This is a genomic window from Streptomyces sp. NBC_00457, from assembly GCF_036014015.1.
Classification (GTDB): Bacteria; Actinomycetota; Actinomycetes; order Streptomycetales; family Streptomycetaceae; genus Streptomyces.
On record NZ_CP107905.1, the window covers coordinates 9,064,051 to 9,083,340 of the forward strand.

The window sequence follows — 19,290 nt, forward strand, 5'->3', positions numbered from 1 at the left end:
GGGATGACGCCGGTACGCGGCACTGATACGAGGTTACGGGACCTACTGGCCGACGCGTCCCGGCTGCAGCACCTGCGTGAAGAGCACCGTGCCGTCCGACTCGCGCAGCCGCACCGTCAGTTCCCCGCTGTGGCCGTCGATGTCGACCTCGCCGAAGAACTGGTAGCCGCCGGCGGGGGAGACGTTCGCGGTGGTCGGCGCCTTGAGGAACACCCGGTCCGGACCGAAGGTGTTGTCGAGCGTGTTCGCGGGGAAGGCACCGGCGTTGAGCGGGCCCGAGACGAACTCCCAGAACGGCTCGAAGTCGGTGAACGCTGCCCGGGACGGCAGGTAGTGCTGGGCCGACGTGTAGTGCACATCGGCGGTCAGCCACACCGTGCCCGTGATCCGGCGGTGCTTGATGAACCGCAGCAGCTCGGCGATCTGCAGCTCACGGCCGAGCGGTGCGCCGGGGTCACCCTGCGCGACCGCCTCGATGTTGGGCTTGCCGTCGCCGGTGTCCGGTACGACCAGGCCGAGCGGCATGTCGGAGGCGATCACCTTCCACACCGCCCGGGAGCGGGACAGCTCGCGCTTGAGCCACTCCAACTGCTCGCTGCCCAGGATGCCCACCGGGTCGGTGGTCTGGTTGTCCGGCGAGTTGGCGTTGCGGTAGGTGCGCATGTCCAGGACGAAGACGTCGAGCAGCGGGCCGTGGTGCTGGACCCGGTAGACCCGGCCGTCGGGGCTGCGCAGCGTCGAGATCGGGTAGTACTCGGAGAACGCCTGCCGGGCGCGCTCGGCGAGCACGTCGACGTTCTTCTCGGTGTACCGGGTGTCGGCGAGGATCTCGCCCGGGTACCAGTTGTTGGTGACCTCGTGGTCGTCCCACTGAATGATGGACGGGACCTGGGCGTTGAAGGCCCGCAGGTTCTCGTCCAGCAGGTTGTAGCGGAAGTTGCCGCGGAACTCCGCCAGCGTCTCGGCCACCTTGGACTTCTCCTCGGTGGTGATGTTCCGCCAGGTGCTGCCGTCGGGCAGGGCCACGGTCTCGGTGATCGGGCCGTCGGCGTAGATGTTGTCGCCGCTGCAGATGAAGAAGTCGGGGTCGAGCTTCGCCATCGCGTCGTAGATCCGGTAGCCCCCGAACTCCGGGTTGATGCCCCAGCCCTGACCGGCCAGGTCGCCGGACCAGACGAACCGCACGCCGTCGCGCCGCTTGCCGGACGCCGTACGGAAGGTGCCGGTGACCGGCTCGCCGGTGCGGCGCGGGTCGTCGGGGTCGGCCAGCAGGACGCGGTAGTGGATCTGCTCGCCGGAGGGGAGTCCGCGCAGCCGGGTCGTGCCGGTGAAGTCGGTGCCGGCGCCGAGCAGCGGGCCGTGCCATCTGCGCGGGTTGCGGAACGACTCGGTCGCCGACGTCTCGACGATCATCCGGGCGGGACGGTCGGAACGCACCCACACCAGACCGGAGTCGCAGGTCACGTCTCCCGTCTGCACCCCCCAGCCGGCCTTGGGACGCCCGGACAGCGCGAGGGCCGGTGCCGCGCCCAGCGCGGGCGGCAGGGTCAGGGCCGCCGACGCGGCGAGGGAGCCGCGCAGGACGCTGCGACGGCCGGGCAAGGGACGGTGTGACATGGATGCGCCTCCGGGACGGGATCCGGTCAGTGTGCGATGCCACAACTACTGGTGCGCCGCTGCGCACACGCAAACCACAAGTGAACAACCGGCCGCGGGAACAAGGGAACAGGCTGGTCGCTCATGCGGGGCGCACCCTTGTCAGCCCTTGACGCCCTCCGCCAGCAGCCGGACGCCCGCCCGGATCCGCGCCGGGGACAGGTGGGCATACCCCAGAACGAGCCGTACGTCCTCGCCGGCGCCGATGTCCGCCGTCCCGTGTGCGTAATCCCTCAGCGGGCGCACGGTGGCACCGGCGTCGGCCACGCGCGCGAGGAAGTGCTTTTCGGGTCCGTACCGGCGGGGGAGGGTGGCGATGACGTGCAGGCCCGCCGCGATCCCGGACACCGACGAGCCGGGGAAGTGTTCCTCCAAGGCGCCCACGAGCGTGTCGCGCCGCTCGCGGTAGGCGCGTTGGCAGCGGCGCAGCTGACGGTCGTAGTCGCCGCGCTCCACGAACCGGGCGAACAGCGCCTGGTCGAGGGTGGGATGGCCGAGATCCATGGTGCGCTTGCGCTCGATCACCTCATCGGCGAGCGCCTCCGGTACGAGCAGCCAGCCGAGGCGGAGCCCCGGAGCGAGGGACTTGCTGACCGACCCCGCGTAGGCGACGCGTTCCGGATCGAGTCCTTGGAGGGCGCCGACGGGAGCGCGGTCGTAGCGGAAGTCGCCGTCGTAGTCGTCCTCGAGGACGAAGCCGTCCACGGACCGTGCCCAGTCGAGCAGTTCGGCCCGGCGGCGCGCGGAGTAGGCGATCCCGGTGGGGAACTGGTGCGCCGGCGTCACCACGACCGACCGTACCGGTGTGTCCCGCAGCGGGCCGATGGCCAGCCCTTCGTCGTCCAGGGGCATGGGCACGGTGGTGACGCCGGCCGCTGCGTACAGGGCGTCGTGCTGCGGGCTGCCCGGGTTCTCGGCGCCGACGGCTGTCAACCCGCGCGCGTGCAGGGCGAATCCGAGCAGCGTCGTCGCCTGGGCCACGCCGGAGACGACCAGGATCCGCTCCGGGTCAGCGACCACGCCGCGGCGGCGGGCGAGCAGTTCGGCCAGCGCCGTACGCAGCCGGGGCAGGCCGCGAGGATCGGGATAGCCGAGGTCGTGGTGCGGCAGCTCGGCCAGCACACCGCGCTGAGCCGCCGCCCACGCGGCACGCGGGAACAGCGACAGGTCCGGCGTCCCGGGCACGAAGTCGGCCCGGGCGCCCGGCGGGCGCGGAGCGAGGTCACGCGCGCGTGGCCGCGCCGCCCGTACGGCACCGCCCACCCAGGTCCCCGCACCCCGCCCGCTGCGCAGATAGCCCTCCGCGGTCAGCTGCTCGTACGCCTCCGTGATCAGCCCGCGCGACACCCCGAGGTCGGCGGCCAGATCACGGCTCGACGGCAGCCGGGTCCCCGGCGCGAGCCGGCCCGCCCGCACCGCCTCCCGCAGCGCCGCCTGCAACGAACGCCCACGCGCGCGTGCCGGCGCGGAAGCGGCCGGCAGGAGCAGCTCCCAGGCCGGGGAACCCGGACCGGCGCCCGAGGGCGGCGCCTCGCCCTCGGCCTCAGCCGGCTCCCCGCTCCGATTGGTCTCCGATGGCCTCATGAAAGTGGACCTTAAACCGGACCGCCGTCATTCCTAGCGTCGTGTCCATGAACGCCACCACCACACGGGGAGCCCTGCTCGCCGCGCTCGCCTGTGTCCTCGTCGGAGGGTCCTTCACCGCCAACAGCGTCCTCGGTGAATACCCGTACGCCGGCGGCCAGTTCCTCCGCTACGGCCTGGCCTTTCTGCTGCTCGTCCCGCTGACCGGCCGGGACGCCACGGCCCGGCTGCGGACGCTCACGCCCCGCCACTGGGCCCGCCTCGCGCTGCTCGCGGGCTTGGGCATGGTCGGCTTCAACCTGGCGGTCCTCGCGGCGGAGCGCACCGCCGAACCGGCCGTTCCTGGTGTCTTCGTCGGCTGCGCGCCCGTGATGGTGGCGGTCCTCGTGCCCCTCCTGGACGGACGCCGACCCCAACGCGTCGTCCTGTACGGCGCGTTGCTCGTCGCGGTCGGCGCCTTCACGGTCCAGGGCTGGGGGCGCACGGACGGCGCCGGCATCGCGTTCTCGGTGTGCGCACTCGCCGGTGAGGTCGGGTTCGCGGTGCTCGCCGTGCCCGTGCTGCGGCCCCTGGGTCCGCGGCTGCTGTCCGCCACGGTGTGCGGCGTCGCCGCGCTCGAGTCCCTGGCGGTGGGGCTCCTGCTGGACGGCGGCGCATGGCTGCGGCGGCCCGACGGCACGGAGACCGCCGCGCTGCTGTGGCAGGCGGCGATCGTCACCGTCATCGGATTCGTGTGCTGGTACATGGGCATGCAGCGGATCGGCGCGGAGCGCGCCACGCTGTTCTCCGGCCTGATCCCGGTCGCGGCGGCCGCCACCGCGCCCCTCGTCGGAACGGGCTCCTACGGGCCCGTGCAGGCCGTCGGCAGTGCCCTCGTCGGCGCCGGAGTCGCCCTCGGCTCGGGCGCGTTGGCCCGGCGCCGGTCGGCGACTGGCGTCTCGGCGACCGCCGTCTCAGCGGCTGCCGTCGAGGATCACGCGGGCGACCAGCGCCGGGTCGTCGTTCATGGGGACGTGACCGCAGCCGGGCAGCCGCACCAGCCGGGCCCGCGGAATGATCTGCTTGGCCCGCACCCCCTGCCGGCGCACGAGGAGCCGGTCCCTGGAGCCCCAGGCCACGGTGACCGGGATGCCCTGGATGTCGTCGGTCCACTGGACGTCGGAGCCGGCCCGGAGCGTCTCGGAGAAGGCCGAGGCGTTCGCCAGCGCGAGGGTCTCGGCGACCACGGCCTCGGGTGAACGGCGGGCCGGGCGGGCGTAGATGCTGCTCGTCAGGACCGTACGGCCGGCCGCCGAACGCGACAGCCGCTCGACCAGTGGCGGGGGCGTCCGCGTCGCGATCTGCCGCATCCCCAGCAGGACACCGAAGGCGTAGCGCCGTTCGGCCGGTGTCCAGAACCCTGCCGGGGACAGGGCGGTCACGGACCGTACGAGCTTCTCGCGGCCGAGTGCCAGGGCGAGCAGTCCGCCGAGCGAATTGCCCGCGACATGCGGCCGTTCGACCTCCAGCGCCGCGCACAGCGCGCCTAGCGCGGCGTTCATCGTGGACAGGTCGTGCGCGAGGCCTTCCGGAAGGGCCGGGGACGCGCCGAACCCGGGCAGATCGACGGCGATCACATCGCGCTCGGTCGCGAGGATGTCCACCACCGGGTCCCAGGCCTGCCGGTGGTGGCCGATGCCGTGCAGCAGGAGGAGTGGTTCGCCCGTGCCCACGCGCGCGTAGGAGAGGGTCGCGGTCCGCGGGCCGCTGGCGGAGGGGACCTTGAAGGAGACGGTGGCCGACATGAACTGCTCCTCGTCCGAGGGTCGCTGGCGGGTGCTCGTAGACAGCTTGTCAGCAGTTGCTACCGACGGGTAGCCCCGGAAGGTCTCCGGGGCTCGCTGTTATCGCCTGGACAGGTCCGGATGTGTCGGTTGGGATGGAATGCGTGACCACCGACATCGAGACCGACGTCTTCGAAGAGCACCGTCCCGTTCTCCTGGGAGTCGCCTACCGCATGCTCGGGCGGGTGGCCGACGCGGAGGACGTGGTCCAGGAAGCCTGGCTGCGCTGGTCCGGCGCGGACCGGAGCGAGGTGCGCGAACCGCGCGGCTACCTGGTGCGCATCACCACCCGCCTCGCCATCGACCGGCTGCGCCAGGTCAAGGCGCGCGGTGAGACCTACGTCGGCCCGTGGCTGCCGGAGCCGTACGTCACCGACTTCGGCGACACCGTCCCGGACGCCGCGGAGCGGGCCGTGCTCGCCGACTCCGTCTCCCTCGCCGTCCTCGTCGTCCTGGAGTCGCTGTCGCCGCTGGAGCGGGCGGTCTTCGTCCTGAGGGAGGCGTTCGGCTACCCGTACGCCGACATCGCCACGATGCTCGACCGCAGCGAGTCGGCGGTACGGCAACTCGGCGGGCGCGCCCGCAAGCATGTCGAGGAGCGGCGCCCGCGTTACGACGTCGACCCCGCCCAGCGTCGTGATCTCACCGAGCGTTTCCTCGCCGCCTCGATGGAGGGGGACATCGAAGGGCTCATGTCCCTGCTCGCCCCGGACGTCCGCCTCGTGGGCGACAGCGGCGGCAAGGCCAAGGCCCCGGTGCGCGTGCTGGAGACCGCCGACAAGGTGGGCCGCTTCATCGCCGGCGTGGCAGGCAAGGGCGGCGGCGTTCCGGACCTGTCCTTCCGGTTCCTGGAAGTCAACGGCGGTCCCGCGCTGCTCATGCTGTCCGGGGACAAGCCGGACAGCGTCCTCCAGTTGGAGGTACTGGACGGGCGCATCCAGTCCGTCTACATCATCCGCAACCCCGACAAGCTCCGGTCGCTCGCCGGATAGCCGCCCTGATTGGTCTTGACCAAGGGTGGGGGCCGCCCTATGGTCGCAGATAAGTGCAACAACCTTTAATAAACAAGGGCGTTAAAACGCCGCCGGACCACGGCGATCGCGGAGGACAGGGTGGGGACCACGCAGCTGGAATCGGTGCCGGAACCGAAGTACTGGCATCTCAAGACCGTGCTCAGTGAGGCACTGGACTCCGAGTTCTCCGTGGGCGAGATCCTGCCCAACGAGCGCGACCTCGCCGCCCGCTTCGGCGTCGCCAGGGCCACGCTCCGCCAGGCTCTGGAACAGCTCGAACTCGAAGGCAGGCTGCAGCGCCGCCGCGGTGTCGGTACGACGGTCGCCCCGCCGCGCGTCGGCGTCGCCCTCGGCACCGAGCCGCACACCTGGCCGGGCGCCGCCGGCGACGCCTGGCAGCCCGTCGACTGCACGACCGCGGTGCCGCCCGCGGCGGTCGCGGCCGCCCTGGAGACGGGCGCGCAGGAGCCGGTGCACATCGTGCACCGCTCCCGCCGGACGCACGGCCAGCCCGTCGCCGCCGAGCTGCTCTACGTCCCGGAGTCGGCGGTGCCCGACCTCTCCGCCATAGACGCCCCGTCGGGACCGGCACGCGCGCGTGCCGTGCTGCGCGAGCTGCAGCGCCTGGAGCTGGAGGGCCAGGAGAGCGCCGTCGAGCTGGGCTCGGCCCGCGCGGATGACGCGAAGCAGCTGGACCGGCTGCCCGGAGCGCCGGTCCTCGTCGTCACCACCCGCTTCAACGCGGAGGGCCGCACCGCCGCGCTCTCCGTCGCCACGTACCGCGCTGACACGTGTCGGCTGACCTTCGGGGACTCGGGCGGCGTGGAGATCCACCAGGATCCGGAACGTCGGGCCTCCTGAGAGCCGCGCCGTACGACATCGCGGTGCGACCCCGTGAGCGCGCCCCGGAGCTTCTCCGGGGCGCGACGCGTTGTTGGCCCGGCGCGGGTCAGCGGCGGGCCGTCACCGTGCCCTCCACCGCGAAGAGCTGCTCCTCCACATGGTCGAGGGCGAGCCGCAGCGCGCCCGTGGTCACGGCCGCCTCGCCGAGGAGGGACAGTGTCACCTTCGGGGGCCGCAGACAGTAGCGCTCCAGCTCGCGCCGCAGCGGCTCCAGTACGCCGTCCAGTCCGGCCGCCCAGCCGCCGATGACGACCAGTTCGGGGTCGAGGGCGAGGACGAGTGCGGCCACGTCGTGGACGAGGCGCTGGATGAAGCGGTCGACGGCCGCACGAGCGCGTTGGTCGCCCTCGCGGGCCTGCGCGAACACCTCGGCCACCGCCTGCTCGTCCAGCGGATGCAGCGGCTCGTCCGTCGTCGACAGCAGGGTCTCCGGAGTCACCTCACGGCCGAGCAGATGCAGGGCGCCGATCTCGCCGGCCGCCCCGCCGTATCCGCGGTGCAGCCGTCCTCCGATCAGCGACCCCGCGCCCGGGCTGAGTCCGGCCAGTACGAACACGACGTCGTCCGACTCGGTGGCGGCGCCCTTCCAGTGCTCGGCGACCGCGGCGGCGTTGGCGTCGTTCTCGACCAGCACCGGGCACTTGAAGGAACGGCTCAGCCGCTCGCCCAGGTGCAGACCCGTCCACTCGGGCAGCGCGGTGCCCAGGCGTACGGTGCCGTCCGCCTCGACGATCCCGGGCGTGGCGACGCCGACGGCCCGCAGGGAGCTGCGAGCGACACCGGCCCGGCGCAGCAGGTCGGCCACCGCGGTGCGCAGTCGCTCCAGGCGCTCGTCCGCTGCGGCCGTCTCGTCGACGTCCTTGGCGATGGAGCCCAGCACCCGTCCGTCGAGGTCGGCCAGGAGCGCGGCGACCCTGTGCGGTCCGATCTCCAGGCCCAGCAGATGACCGGCCTCGGCCCGGAACCGGAAGCGCCGTGCCGGCCGCCCCTGGCGCCGGGCGACACTCTCGTCGGGGGCCTTCTCGACGACGAGTCCGGCCTCGATGAGCCCCTCGACGACGCCCTCGACCGTAGGCCGGGACAGTCCGGTCACCCGGGTGATCTCGGTCAGTGTGGCGCAGTCCGTGGCGCGCAGCGCATGCAGCACCACCGCGGAATTGATCCTTCGCAGCAGCGAGGGATCCCCGCCGGTCAGCTGCCCCAACGTCCGTCCTCCCAGCTCGTGCGCGTGTTGGCGGGATCGTACTCGGCGCGCCGGACCCCGGCGAGTGCATGAGCGCTCCGCTGGGTATGCGGTTCGTTCGCCGCGGGCCGGTGGGGGCTGGTCGCGCAGTTCCCCGCGCCCCTTGCGGGGCGCGGTCCCGCACCCGATTTCCCCAATCAGCCCGGCGCGACGAACCCCGACTCGTACGCCGCGATCACCGCCTGTGTGCGATCGCGGGCTCCCAACTTGGCCAGGACGGCGCTGACATGCGACTTGACCGTCTCCGTGCCGACGACCAGCCGGGCGGCGATCTCCGCGTTCGACAGCCCTCTGGCCATCAGCCGCAGCACCTCGGCCTCCCGCTCGGTCAACTGGGCCCGCTCCATCACGGCGCGGGCCGCGCGGTTCCCGCCGCCGTCCGCGTACTCGGCGGCGAGCTGCCGCACCGAGGCCGGGAACAGCAGCGACTCGCCCTCGGCGACCAGCCGCACCGCGTGCACGATCTCGGCGGGCCGGGCCCGCTTCAGCAGGAACCCGTCGGCACCGGCCCGAAGCGCCTCATACACGTACTCGTCGTTCTCGAAGGTCGTCACCACCAGGATCTTCGGCGGATCGTCCACCGTCCGCAGCACCGCGCGCGTGGCCTCGATGCCGTCAAGGAGCGGCATCCGTACGTCCATGGCGACCACGTCCGGCCGCAACTGCCGCACCAGCGGGATCACCGCCGCCCCGTCGGCCGCCTCGCCGACCACCTCGATGTCGGGCTGCGCCTCCAGCACGGCCCGCAGACCCGCTCGGACAAGGGGCTCGTCGTCGACGAGGAGAACGGTGACCGGCATCCGGCCAGCGTAGATCAGCGCAGGGGCAGCTCGACATGGACCTGCCAGTCACCGCGGTCCGGGCCGGTGCGTGCGTTCCCGCCGAGCAGCGCCGCGCGCTCGCGTATGCCGCGCAGACCGCTGCCCCGGCCCGGGCCGGGTATGTCGGCGGTCAGCGGATTGCGGACCTCCAGACCGAGCGTGCCGTCCGTGACGGCGATGCGGACCCGGACGGGCACGGCGCCCGCGTGCCGCAGCACATTGGTCAGCGACTCCTGGAGGATGCGATAGCCCTCACGCGAGACCGGGCCCGGCAGCGTGTCCACGGCACCGGTCAGTTCGGCGTCGACCTTCGCCCCGGAGGCACGCGCCGACTCCAGCAGCCGGTCGGCGTCGGTGAGGGTCGGCCTGCTGCTCACCGGCCGCTCCGACTCGCGCAGCACGCCGAGGACACGCTCCAGGTCCTCCAGGGCGGCGCGGCCGGTCTCCTCGATGGCGTCGAGGGCGCGATCGGTGAAGGCCGGATCGCCCGCCGCACGCGCGGCACCCGCCTGCACGACGGCGACAGTCAGGGCATGGCCGATCGAGTCGTGCAACTCACGGGCGATACGGGTGCGTTCGAGCAGTTGGTCGGTGCGTTCCTCGAGGGCGGCGAGGCGTTCGGCGGGGGAGGGGCCGAGGAGGCGGAGGGCGATCGCGGTGATGAGACGGCCCGAGCCGACCACCGTCGCCGCCAGCGTGGCCAACGCCAGGGGCACCAGCAGGACGTGCCACCACTGATGGCCGTCGAGGAGAAACAGCACTCCCTCCTCGACTTCACCGCCGAACGCGCCCGACACCAAGTCCACCGAGGCGATGAGCAGTTGCACGGTGAACAACGAGGTCACACAGCCGATCAGCAGCCGCGCCTCCAGCCACACCACCAGGCGGCCCCGATCTCTCCACGAGGAGGACGGCGCGACGACGATGTCGGTGCCCGGGCTGTCGTGCCCGTGACCGGTCAGCAACAGCCTGGCCTGCAGCCCCTCGACGGTGCGCATCGCGGGCACCAGACCGACGGGGGCGAGCGCGGCAGCCGCGACCACCCAGGTCCACCAGGCTTCCTCGATGAACAGCCACATGGACGGCCACACGATGGCGACGAACAGATGCAGCAACCGTGTGTATGTCACCGCCCGGCCGAACGGGCGCAGCAAGCGGACCATTCCGTCATCGTGCCAGCCGCCACTGACAACGAGCCTCCCCCGCCCGGGGGAGACGATCTCCACGCGCGGGGGAGGCCCCGCACCCGCGCCACCGGCCAGGCTGCTGCCATGACCAGCATCGAAGTCCAAGCCCTCACCAAGGAGTTCGGCACCCGGCAAGCCGTGGACCACCTAACCGTCCGCGTCCTCCCCGGCCGCGTCACCGGCTTCCTCGGCCCCAACGGCGCAGGAAAGTCCACCACGATGCGCCTGGTACTCGGCCTCGACCGGCCGACCTCCGGGACGGCCACCGTCGGAGGCCGTGCCTACGCCACCTTCCGCGAACCCCTGCGCCACGTGGGCGCCCTGCTCGACGCGCAGGCCGCGCACGGCTCCCGTACCGGTCGTGACCATCTGCGCACCCTGGCGGCGAGCAACCGCATCCCGTCCCGCCGGGTCGACGAGATGCTGGAGGAGACGGGGCTCGCCTCGGTGGCACGCCGCCGGGTGAAGACGTACTCCCTCGGTATGCGCCAGCGCCTGGGCATCGCCGCCGCCCTGCTCGGGGACCCCGAGGTCGTCATGCTCGACGAGCCCTCGAACGGTCTCGATCCCGAAGGCATCATCTGGATCCGCCGGTTGCTGCGCAGGCTCGCGGGGGAAGGGCGTACGGTCCTGGTCTCCAGCCATCTGATGAACGAGACCGCCTCCTTCGCCGACCATCTCGTCGTCCTCGGCCGGGGCCGCCTGCTGGCCGACACCCCGATGCGGGAGTTCATCCACGCGCGCGTGCAGCCCAGCGTGCGGATCCGCACGACGGACGCCACCACGCTCAAGGACGTCCTCGCCCGGCACGGCCACGACGCCGTGGAGCACGAGGACGGGCACTGGACGGTGCCCCACGCGCGCGTGGACGACATCGGCCGCCTCACCTCGGCCTCGGGCGTACCGATCCTCGAACTGAGCACGGAGGAAGGCACGTTGGAGCAGGCCTATCTCGATCTCACCGCTTCGGAGACCGAGTTCACCGCACAGCCGCAGGAGGCCTGAGATGTCGTTCGCACCCGTACTCCACTCCGAGTGGCTGAAGATCCGTACACTCCGCTCGCTCCTCGGGGCCCTCCTGGCTCTGTTCGCGGCGACCACGCTGTTCTCCGCGATCGCCGGTGTCTCCGACACGTCCGACCCGGAGTTCGACCCGCTGTTCATGGCGCTGTCCGGTACCGCACCCGGTCAGATCGCCGCCATCGCCTTCGGGGCCATGGCGGTGTCGTCGGAGTTCCACGGGGGTGGTCTCCGGCTGTCGCTCGCGGCGGTGCCGCAGCGCGGGCGGTGGTTCGCGGGGAAGCTGGCGGTGATCGCCGTATCGACCCTGGTCGTGGGGCTGGTGACCGCGTTCACCGCCCTGCTGGCCGGGCGCGCGGGCCTGGGCGCGGCGGCGAGCGGGCTCACGGTGGGGGAGCAGGTGCGGGGCGTCGTGGGCGCCGGAATCTATCTCACGCTCATGGCGTTGCTCGCTGCCGGGCTCACGGCCCTGCTGCGCAGCGGGGTGGGCGCCCTGTCGCTGCTGATCCCGTTCGTCCTCGTCGTCTCCTATGTGATCGGCGACGCGGCCGGCGGGCTCACCGCCTACCTGCCCGACAGGGCTGGGCAGATCGTGCTGTACGAGACCCACGACGGAACGCCGGGACCGTGGACGGGCCTCGCGGTCACGGCGCTGTGGACGGCCGCGGTGTTGACGGCGGGGGCGTGGAGCCTGCGACGCCGGGACGCCTGACCCACGAGCAGCCTGACGCCACGCCAATTGTCGGTGGCAGCCGGTTTACTGGATCACATGGACACTGCGAAGTACGTCGCCAGGGTCGTCTCGTTGCGCGCCGCGGGGCCGTCCGCCTCTGCGCCCGACGAGTCGGACCTGCTTCTGGCGGGCCCGGGGTACCGCATCGTGACATTAGAGGTCAGCCAGGACGTGCGGACGGGCGACGCCTCACTGCGCGTGGACGCCGTCAGCGACTTCCACGCGCTCAAGAACTCCATAGCGCTGGAGCTGAACGAGCTGTGGGGTGAACAACCTCCTTGGGGGATGCAAGGGCTGAGGCTGCGCATCGACCGCGGCGAGGACATACCCCAGCCGTGGTTCACGGCCGCCGTACTGACCGACGTACTCGACGTGTGGCGGCTGGACGGCACGGGCGGCTGGATCGCCCTCGGCGTGGCCGACAGGGACACGACCGACGAGGTCAGCATCGTCGTCGTGGTCACGGACAGAGACCCCGTGTGACCCCTCACGCGCCCGCCGCCACCCGCAACCGCCCGAACTCCTCCGCCATCGTCGCCGCCGTCCAATGCGCGTTCAGCCCACTCGGATTCGGCAGTACCCACACCCGGGAATCGCCGATCGTCCGCTGCTGCGGCCCTACTTGGGCCTTGCGGTCGTCGAAGGCCGCCCGGTAAGCGGTGACGCCCACCACGGCCAGCCAGCGCGGCCGTACCTCAGCCACCTTCGTCGCCAGCAGTCGCCCGCCCGCGCGGTACTCCTCCGCGCTCAACTCGTCGGCCCGAGCCGTGGCCCGTGCGACGACGTTCGTGATGCCGAGGCCGTAGGACAGCAACTCGCCCTGCTCGGACGGTTTCATGAGGCGGGGCGTGAAGCCGGACAGGTGCAGCACGGGCCAGAAGCGGTTGCCGGGGCGGGCGAAGTGATGGCCCGTCGCCGCCGTCATCAGGCCGGGGTTGATGCCGCAGAACAGGACGCGGAGGCCGACCGCGATCACGTCCGGCACGAGACGGTCGCGGGCGGCCTCCAGCTCCTCGGCGGTGAAGCGCGTCAGAGAATCGCTCCCGGGGTGTAGCCCGCGGCTTCCGGGCGCTGCTTCACGATCTCTTCGACACGGCCGACGACGGCGGCGACCTGGTCGGCCGCGGCGCCGGTGAAGGACAGCTTGTCGGCCATCAGCTCGTCGAGCTGGGCGCGGCTCAGCGGGATGCGCTCGTCCGCGGCGAGCTTGTCGAGGAGTTCGTTGCGCTCGGCGCCCTGCTCGCGCATCGCCAGCGCCGACGCCACCGCGTTCTCCTTGATCGCTTCGTGCGCGACCTCACGGCCGACGCCCGCCCGCACGGCGCCCATCAGCACCTTGGTGGTGGCGAGGAAGGGCAGGTAGCGGTCCAGCTCACGGGCGACCACGGCCGGGAACGCGCCGAACTCGTCCAGCACGGTCAGGAACGTCTCCAGCAGACCGTCCAGGGCGAAGAACGCGTCCGGCAGCGCGACCCGGCGCACCACGGAGCAGGACACGTCGCCCTCGTTCCACTGGTCGCCCGCCAGCTCGCCGGTCATCGAGGCGTAGCCGCGCAGGATGACCATCAGGCCGTTGACGCGCTCGCACGACCGCGTGTTCATCTTGTGCGGCATCGCCGACGAACCGACCTGGCCCGGCTTGAAGCCCTCGGTCACCAGCTCGTGCCCGGCCATCAGCCGGACCGTCTTCGCCAGCGAGGACGGCGCCGCCGCGAGCTGCACCAGCGCGGTGACGACCTCGTAGTCCAGCGAGCGCGGGTACACCTGGCCGACCGAGGTGAAGGCCGTGGAGAAGCCCAGGTGCCCGGCGATCCGCTGCTCCAGCTCCGCCAGCTTGGCGCCGTCCCCGCCCAGCAGGTCCAGCATGTCCTGCGCCGTACCGACCGGGCCCTTGATGCCGCGCAGCGGATAGCGGCCGAGCAGTTCCTCGACCCGGCCGTACGCGACGAGCAGCTCGTCGGCGGCTGTCGCGAACCGTTTGCCCAGCGTCGTGGCCTGCGCGGCGACGTTGTGGGAGCGGCCGGCCATGACCAGCTCGCCGTACTCACCGGCCAGCTTGCCCAGCCGCGCCAGCACGGCCACCGTACGGTCGCGCATCAGCTCCAGGGAGAGCCGGATCTGCAGCTGCTCGACGTTCTCGGTGAGGTCGCGGGACGTCATGCCCTTGTGCACGTGCTCATGCCCGGCGAGGTTGTTGAACTCCTCGATCCGCGCTTTGACATCGTGTCGCGTGACCTTCTCACGTTCGGCGATGGACGCCAGGTCGACGGTGTCGAGGACGCGCTCGTAGTCGGCGATCGCCGCGTCCGGCACCTCGATCCCGAGGTCCTTCTGGGCCCGCAGCACGGCGAGCCAGAGCTGACGCTCCAGCTTCACCTTCTGCTCGGGGGACCAGAGCGTGGCGAGCTCGGCGGAGGCGTAGCGTCCGGCGAGGACGTTCGGGATGCGGGGCTTGGCGGGAGCAGAAGTCACGTAACCGGATTCTACTGGCGCTTTGTGCAGGCCAGCGCCACGGCTGCCGTTGGCGGAACCTACGAGACCTGTGTCACGCCCAGCCGCCTCCCGGGAGCTCCCGGCTTACGTTGCCGGATCCTCGTACGGCAGCAGTTCGGGCCGTTTCGGCGGCATCCCGTCGCCCGAGGACCGGCCGGTCAACCGGCGGCCGATCCACGGGAGCAGGTGCTGCCTGGCGAATCGGGCGTCCGCGACCCGGCGCGTGGCCCACCCGGGTGGCGCCGTGGCCGGCGGCGGGGTGCGCCACTCGCTGTCCTCGGGCTCGTAGCCGAGCGCCTGCCACACCGCCTCCGCGACCCGCCGGTGCCCGTCGGCCGTCAGGTGCAGCCGGTCCACGTCCCACAGGCGCGGATCGCTCAGCGAGGGGGCTCCGTACAGGTCGACGACGACGGCGCCGTGCCGTGCGGCGAGGTCGTCGACGCAGAGGAACAGCTCCTCCATGCGGGGCCGGAACCGTTCGAGGACCGGGCCCTGACGGCCGGGGCTGCGCATCAGCACCAGTTGCTTGCAGGCGGGCGCCAGCCGTTCCACGGCCTCCGTCAGGAGCCCGCGCACCTGCCCCATGTCGCACTTGGGGCGGAGCGTGTCGTTGAGCCCGCCCACCAGCGTGATCACGTCGGCTTCCATGGCGGCCGCCACGTCGACCTGCTCGTCGACGATCTGCCGGATCAGCTTGCCGCGCACCGCGAGGTTCGCGTACCGGAAACCGGGCGCGCGGCCGGCCATCCGCCCGGCGAGGAGATCGGCCCAGCCCCGGTAGGTGCCGTCCGGCAGCAGGTCCGACATGCCCTCGGTGAACGAGTCGCCGACCGCGACCAGGCTGGTGAAAGTGGGGTTCTTCTGCATGGCGACAGAGATGGTATCCCGCGTCCATACCCGTCGGTCGGTCGGCCTGTCCCGCCGGACACCGGTCAGGTCCGCTGCCCGAACAACTCCCGCAGCACGTCCTCCATAGTCACCAGCCCCGCCAGCCGCCCGCCGTCGCCCAGCACCGCGGCGAGATGCGTACGGCTGCGCCGCATCGCGGTGAGTACGTCGTCCAGGGGCGTGCCGGCCCGCACGCGCGCGATGGACCGCATCTCCCGCACCTCGAACGGCAGGTCCCGCGGCATCTTGTCCAGCGCGTCCTTCACATGGAGATACCCGACGATGCGCCGCCCCTCGTCCACGACGGGGAAGCGGGAGAACCCGGACTCGGCCGACAGCCCCTCCAACTGCTCGGGCGTGACGCCCACGCGCGCGTAGACGACACTCTCCAGCGGAAGCACGACATCGCGCACCGGCCGTCGGCCCAGCTCCAGGGCGTCGTGCAGCCGCTCCCGCGCCCGCTCGTCGATGAGGCCGGCCTCACCGGAGTCCCGGACCAGACGCGCCAGCTCGGCGTCCGAGAAGGTCGCGGTCACCTCGTCCTTGGTCTCCACGCGCAACAGCTTCAGCAGGCCGTTCGCGAAGGCGTTGATCGTGAAGATCACCGGACGCAGCGTCCGCGACAGGGCGACCAGCGGCGGCCCGAGGACCAGCGCGCTGCGCACCGGCTCGGCCAGCGCGATGTTCTTCGGCACCATCTCGCCGAGCAGCATGTGCAGATACGTCGCCAGGGCCAGCGCGATCGCGAAGGACACCACATGCCCCGCGCCCTCGGGCACACCGAGCGCGTGGAACACCGGCTCCAGCAGATGCTCGATCGCCGGCTCCGCGACGACACCCAGGACCAGTGTGCACAGCGTGATGCCGAGCTGGGCCGCGGCCATCAGCGCGGACACGTGCTCCAGACCCCACAGCACGCTCTTGGCCCGCCGGTCGCCCTGCTCGGCGTGCGGCTCGATCTGGCTGCGGCGCACCGAGATCAGTGCGAACTCGGCGCCCACGAAGAAGGCGTTGACGACCAGGGTCGCGAAACCGATCAGCAGCTGTACGGCGGTCATCGCTCGCCCTCCGAGTCGTGTGCGTCGTCCAGCGGCCCGTGCAGCAGCACGCGCGCGGCCCTGCGGCCCGACGCGTCGACCACGTCGAGTCGCCAGCCCACGACCTCGACACAGTCACCGGCGGCCGGTATGCGGCCGAGCTCGTGCGCCACGAGACCGGCCAGCGTCTCGTACGGTCCCTCGGGCGCCCTCAGTCCGACGCGCGCGAGCTGGTCCATGCGGGCGGCGCCGTCCGCCGAGAACAGGGCGCGTCCGTCGTCGTCGCTGCCCGCGACGGCCAGGTCCGGCGTCTCGTGCGGGTCGTGCTCGTCCCGCACCTCGCCGACGACCTCCTCGACGATGTCCTCCAGCGTGGCCACGCCCGCCGTGCCACCGTACTCGTCGATGACGACGGCCATCGTGCGCTTGCCGGAGAGCCGGTCAAGGAGCCGGTCGACGGTCAGCGACTCGGGCACGAGCAGCGGCTCGCGCATGAGTTCCGCGACCCGTACGCGCGTCCGGCGCTCCGCGGGCACCGCCAGCACGTCCTTGATGTGCGCGGTGCCCACGACCGAGTCGAGGTTGCCGCGGAAGACGGGGAACCGGGACAGGCCCGTGGCCCGGGTCGCGTTCGCCACGTCCTCGCAGGTCGCCTGGACGTCGAGGGCGAAGACCTGCACGCGGGGCGTCATCACGTTCTCCGCGGTCAGGTCGGCGAGGTTCAGGGTCCGGACGAACAGTTCGGCGGTGTCCGCCTCCAGGGCGCCCTCCCGGGCCGAGTGCCGGGCGAGCGCGGCCAGTTCCTGCGGTCCGCGCGCGGAGGCGAGTTCTTCGGCGGGCTCCACGCCGAAGAGGCGCACGATCCGGTTCGCCGTGTTGTTGAGGTGCGTGATGAAGGGCCGGAAGGCGGCACTGAACCAGCGCTGCGCGTTGCCGACGCGCTTGGCGACGGCCAGCGGCGACGAGATCGCCCAGTTCTTCGGCACCAGCTCGCCGACGACCATCAGCACCACGGTCGACAGGGCCGTACCCAGCACCAGGGCGATCGAGGACGCGGTGGAGCGCGAGACGCCCATCGACTCCAGCGGGCCCGCGATCAGCGCGGCGATCGACGGCTCGGCGAGCATGCCGACGACCAGATTGGTGACGGTGATGCCGAGCTGCGCCCCGGAGAGCTGGAAGGTCAGGTTCCGTACGGCCTTCAACGCCCCCGCGGCGCCGCGCTCGCCGCGCTCCGCGGCCCGTTCGAGTTCGCCGCGTTCGACCGTGGTGAGCGAGAACTCCGCCGCGACGAAGGCGCCGCAGGCCAGCGACAGCAGGATCGCCACCAGGAGGAGGAGCACTTCGGTCATCGGTTCACCCCCGTCCCATGATCGGGCAGAGCGGGGAGGATCGCGCGATGTCGTCTACTGGGAGGCTCGCCCATGGGCGGACGCTCACACCTTTCCGTGGAAACCGAAGGAGAACCGAAGTGGTCCGAAGTGGTCCTCCAAGAGTAAAGGACGAGCAAAGATGCCCTGGCGGCCCTACTCCCCGAAGGGCTTGATCCAGCGCCGCCACTGCTCCTGGGGCGCGTACCCCGCCGCGCGCCAGGCATGGTGGGCGGTTTCGTTGTGCTCCAGCACCATCGCGTCCCCACGGCGCCCGCCGAGCCGTACGAACCGCTCCTCCGCGGCGGCCAGCAGCGCCGCACCGATCCCCTGACGGCGGCGGTCCGGATGCACCGCCAGCCGGTACAGATGGCAGCGCCAGCCGTCGAATCCCGCGATCACCGTGCCCACCAGCTCGCCGTCCTGCTCGGCGATGATCAGAGCCTCCGGGTCCCGGTCGACCAGCCGCTCCACGCCGTTCCGGTCGTCGCTGATGCTCGTGCCTTCGGCTGCCGTCTTCCAGAAGGCCAGCACGGTGTCGAGGTCGTCGGGGCCGGCGGCCCGTATCCGCAGATCAGTCATGGCGTGATCACATCACAGCCGAATCCTGCGGCATGTGACATTCCACTGTTCGGACGGGCGGCTACGCGCCCCGCAACGCCCCGATCACCGGCGCGAACGCCTCCATGTACGGCTCCAGGACGGTGAGATACGAGAACCCGTACCGCTCCCGCTGCGCCCGCACCTGCGCGGTGATCTGCTCCAGGGTGCCGACGAGAAGGAGGGGCAGGTCGAGTGCCTGCTCCAGTGTCAGGTCCGGCACCCGGTCGATGAGCGGCCGCACGACCTCCGCGCGGTCCTCCGTCACGGTCACCATCTGGATCAGCAGATTCAGCTCGGCCGGCTCCTTGCGGCCCGCGGCCAGCCGCCGGTACAGGGCGACGCGCCCGTCGAGGTCCTCGGGAGAGATCGGCAGCAGTTGCCCCGTCGTGCTCCCCGGCACCGCACGCGCCGCGGTGAAGGCCGCGATGTCCGCGTGCTCGGCGGTCATGCGCATCATGCGGTCGCCGTTGCCGCCGATCATCAACGGCACCCGCGCGTCCGCGTCGAGCAGCCGGTCCAACTCCTCGACCGTGTGCTGAAGATGGTCCACGCGCGCGGGGGGCGTTCCGTACGGCAGCCCGGCCGCCTCGTGCTCCGCCTGTACGTAGCCGGTGCCGAGCCCGAGTTCGAGGCGTCCGCCGGTCAGCGCGTTCGTCGTCGCCACCTCGCGGGCGAGCAGCGTCGGGTTCCAGAAGCCGGCGTTCAGCACGAACGTTCCGAGCCGTGGACGCTCGGTGGCTTCGGCGGCGGCCACCAGCGCCGGGAAGGGCGCGACCATCCCGAGGTGGTCCGGGACGAGGATCACGTCGTAGCCGAGCTCCTCGGCCCGGCGGCACTTGGCCCGCCACTCCGCGGCGGGGGCAGGAGCGATCAGACTGACACCGAAGCGGAACGCCCGCGGCATGAACTCTCCTCG

The 19,290-nt window shown here is 71.9% G+C and carries 18 protein-coding genes and 1 pseudogene; 6 read left to right on the forward strand and 13 right to left on the reverse strand.

Going from position 1 to position 19,290, the window contains the following annotated elements:
* Window positions 1–42: 42 nt before the first annotated feature.
* Together OG828_RS41525 and pdxR are read right to left on the reverse strand one after the other, a co-directional pair.
* Entirely contained in the window at window positions 43–1,617 is a 1,575-nt protein-coding gene (locus tag OG828_RS41525; protein WP_328504054.1) for an alkaline phosphatase D family protein, read from the reverse strand.
* Window positions 1,618–1,758: 141 nt separating this feature from the next.
* A complete protein-coding gene (gene pdxR / locus OG828_RS41530) occupies window positions 1,759–3,240 on the reverse strand; it encodes a MocR-like pyridoxine biosynthesis transcription factor PdxR (RefSeq protein ID WP_328504055.1) in 1,482 nt (493 codons plus the stop codon).
* Between the two features lie 47 nt (window positions 3,241–3,287).
* Here pdxR and OG828_RS41535 point away from each other — a divergent pair.
* Window positions 3,288–4,076 (forward strand): annotated as a pseudogene (locus tag OG828_RS41535) (DMT family transporter); the annotation flags it as partial.
* 117 nt (window positions 4,077–4,193) lie between these two features.
* On the opposite strand, the gene OG828_RS41540 reads toward OG828_RS41535, so the two are convergent.
* On the reverse strand, window positions 4,194–5,024 hold the full coding sequence (locus OG828_RS41540; RefSeq protein ID WP_328504056.1) for an alpha/beta fold hydrolase: 831 nt from the start codon (window positions 5,022–5,024) through the stop codon (window positions 4,194–4,196).
* 143 nt (window positions 5,025–5,167) lie between these two features.
* On the opposite strand from OG828_RS41540, the gene sigJ reads away from it, so the two are divergent.
* Entirely contained in the window at window positions 5,168–6,055 is an 888-nt protein-coding gene (gene sigJ, locus OG828_RS41545) for an RNA polymerase sigma factor SigJ (RefSeq protein ID WP_328368817.1), read from the forward strand.
* A gap of 120 nt (window positions 6,056–6,175) precedes the next feature.
* The gene (locus OG828_RS41550) at window positions 6,176–6,937 is read left to right on the forward strand and encodes a GntR family transcriptional regulator (RefSeq protein ID WP_328504057.1); all 762 of its coding nucleotides are present in this window, start codon (window positions 6,176–6,178) and stop codon (window positions 6,935–6,937) included.
* An 88-nt stretch (window positions 6,938–7,025) separates the two neighbouring features.
* Here the strand turns inward: OG828_RS41550 and OG828_RS41555 are convergent, their stop codons facing one another.
* From OG828_RS41555 to OG828_RS41565, 3 genes are all read right to left on the reverse strand, one after another.
* Window positions 7,026–8,183, reverse strand: a complete 1,158-nt coding sequence (locus OG828_RS41555; protein WP_328441726.1) for an ROK family transcriptional regulator — start codon at window positions 8,181–8,183, stop codon at window positions 7,026–7,028.
* Between the two features lie 176 nt (window positions 8,184–8,359).
* Complete coding sequence (locus tag OG828_RS41560; protein ID WP_328368824.1) at window positions 8,360–9,022, reverse strand: response regulator transcription factor; 663 nt, start codon at window positions 9,020–9,022, stop codon at window positions 8,360–8,362.
* A 14-nt stretch (window positions 9,023–9,036) separates the two neighbouring features.
* Entirely contained in the window at window positions 9,037–10,206 is a 1,170-nt protein-coding gene (locus OG828_RS41565) for a sensor histidine kinase (RefSeq protein WP_328504058.1), read from the reverse strand.
* Between the two features lie 108 nt (window positions 10,207–10,314).
* Between OG828_RS41565 and OG828_RS41570 the strand changes: the two genes are divergently transcribed.
* From OG828_RS41570 to OG828_RS41580, 3 genes are read left to right on the forward strand one after another with little or no spacing between them, the layout of a single operon-like run.
* Entirely contained in the window at window positions 10,315–11,235 is a 921-nt protein-coding gene (locus OG828_RS41570; RefSeq protein WP_328504059.1) for an ABC transporter ATP-binding protein, read from the forward strand.
* Between the two features lies 1 nt (window position 11,236).
* Window positions 11,237–11,962, forward strand: a complete 726-nt coding sequence (locus OG828_RS41575) for an ABC transporter permease (protein ID WP_328504060.1) — start codon at window positions 11,237–11,239, stop codon at window positions 11,960–11,962.
* Window positions 11,963–12,019: 57 nt separating this feature from the next.
* A complete protein-coding gene (locus OG828_RS41580) occupies window positions 12,020–12,466 on the forward strand; it encodes a hypothetical protein (protein ID WP_328504061.1) in 447 nt (148 codons plus the stop codon).
* Between the two features lie 4 nt (window positions 12,467–12,470).
* On the opposite strand, the gene mug is transcribed toward OG828_RS41580, so the two are convergent.
* From mug to OG828_RS41615, 7 genes are all read right to left on the reverse strand, one after another.
* On the reverse strand, window positions 12,471–13,016 hold the full coding sequence (mug, locus tag OG828_RS41585; RefSeq protein WP_328505028.1) for a G/U mismatch-specific DNA glycosylase: 546 nt from the start codon (window positions 13,014–13,016) through the stop codon (window positions 12,471–12,473).
* The gene (gene purB / locus OG828_RS41590) at window positions 13,013–14,455 is read right to left on the reverse strand and encodes an adenylosuccinate lyase (RefSeq protein WP_328368838.1); all 1,443 of its coding nucleotides are present in this window, start codon (window positions 14,453–14,455) and stop codon (window positions 13,013–13,015) included. The genes mug and purB overlap by 4 nt, the downstream gene beginning before the upstream one ends.
* A 105-nt stretch (window positions 14,456–14,560) precedes the next feature.
* Window positions 14,561–15,343, reverse strand: coding sequence for an SGNH/GDSL hydrolase family protein (locus tag OG828_RS41595; protein ID WP_328504062.1), 783 nt, complete (start codon window positions 15,341–15,343; stop codon window positions 14,561–14,563).
* A gap of 65 nt (window positions 15,344–15,408) precedes the next feature.
* On the reverse strand, window positions 15,409–16,422 hold the full coding sequence (locus OG828_RS41600; protein ID WP_328368843.1) for a hemolysin family protein: 1,014 nt from the start codon (window positions 16,420–16,422) through the stop codon (window positions 15,409–15,411).
* Window positions 16,419–17,753 (reverse strand): hemolysin family protein, encoded by a 1,335-nt coding sequence (locus OG828_RS41605; protein WP_328504063.1) that lies wholly within the window; start codon window positions 17,751–17,753, stop codon window positions 16,419–16,421. Before OG828_RS41605 ends, OG828_RS41600 begins: the two co-directional genes overlap by 4 nt.
* Before the next feature lie 174 nt (window positions 17,754–17,927).
* Window positions 17,928–18,353: a GNAT family N-acetyltransferase gene (locus OG828_RS41610; protein ID WP_328504064.1), complete on the reverse strand. Its 426-nt coding sequence runs from the start codon at window positions 18,351–18,353 to the stop codon at window positions 17,928–17,930.
* Window positions 18,354–18,414: 61 nt separating this feature from the next.
* On the reverse strand, window positions 18,415–19,278 hold the full coding sequence (locus OG828_RS41615) for an LLM class F420-dependent oxidoreductase (protein ID WP_328504065.1): 864 nt from the start codon (window positions 19,276–19,278) through the stop codon (window positions 18,415–18,417).
* Window positions 19,279–19,290: the final 12 nt, after the last annotated feature.

Excerpts from the sequence above, each read along its gene's own strand:
- OG828_RS41525 (WP_328504054.1), bottom strand. The coding sequence starts at position 1,617 with ATGTCACACCGTCCCTTGCCCGGCCGTCGCAGCGTCCTGCGCGGCTCC.
- pdxR (WP_328504055.1), bottom strand. The coding sequence starts at position 3,240 with ATGAGGCCATCGGAGACCAATCGGAGCGGGGAGCCGGCTGAGGCCGAG.
- OG828_RS41540 (WP_328504056.1), bottom strand. The coding sequence starts at position 5,024 with ATGTCGGCCACCGTCTCCTTCAAGGTCCCCTCCGCCAGCGGCCCGCGG.
- OG828_RS41560 (WP_328368824.1), bottom strand. The coding sequence starts at position 9,022 with ATGCCGGTCACCGTTCTCCTCGTCGACGACGAGCCCCTTGTCCGAGCG.
- OG828_RS41565 (WP_328504058.1), bottom strand. The coding sequence starts at position 10,206 with ATGGTCCGCTTGCTGCGCCCGTTCGGCCGGGCGGTGACATACACACGG.
- OG828_RS41570 (WP_328504059.1), top strand. The coding sequence starts at position 10,315 with ATGACCAGCATCGAAGTCCAAGCCCTCACCAAGGAGTTCGGCACCCGG.
- OG828_RS41575 (WP_328504060.1), top strand. The coding sequence starts at position 11,237 with ATGTCGTTCGCACCCGTACTCCACTCCGAGTGGCTGAAGATCCGTACA.
- OG828_RS41580 (WP_328504061.1), top strand. The coding sequence starts at position 12,020 with ATGGACACTGCGAAGTACGTCGCCAGGGTCGTCTCGTTGCGCGCCGCG.
- OG828_RS41595 (WP_328504062.1), bottom strand. The coding sequence starts at position 15,343 with ATGCAGAAGAACCCCACTTTCACCAGCCTGGTCGCGGTCGGCGACTCG.
- OG828_RS41600 (WP_328368843.1), bottom strand. The coding sequence starts at position 16,422 with ATGACCGCCGTACAGCTGCTGATCGGTTTCGCGACCCTGGTCGTCAAC.
- OG828_RS41605 (WP_328504063.1), bottom strand. The coding sequence starts at position 17,753 with ATGACCGAAGTGCTCCTCCTCCTGGTGGCGATCCTGCTGTCGCTGGCC.
- OG828_RS41610 (WP_328504064.1), bottom strand. The coding sequence starts at position 18,353 with ATGACTGATCTGCGGATACGGGCCGCCGGCCCCGACGACCTCGACACC.
- OG828_RS41615 (WP_328504065.1), bottom strand. The coding sequence starts at position 19,278 with ATGCCGCGGGCGTTCCGCTTCGGTGTCAGTCTGATCGCTCCTGCCCCC.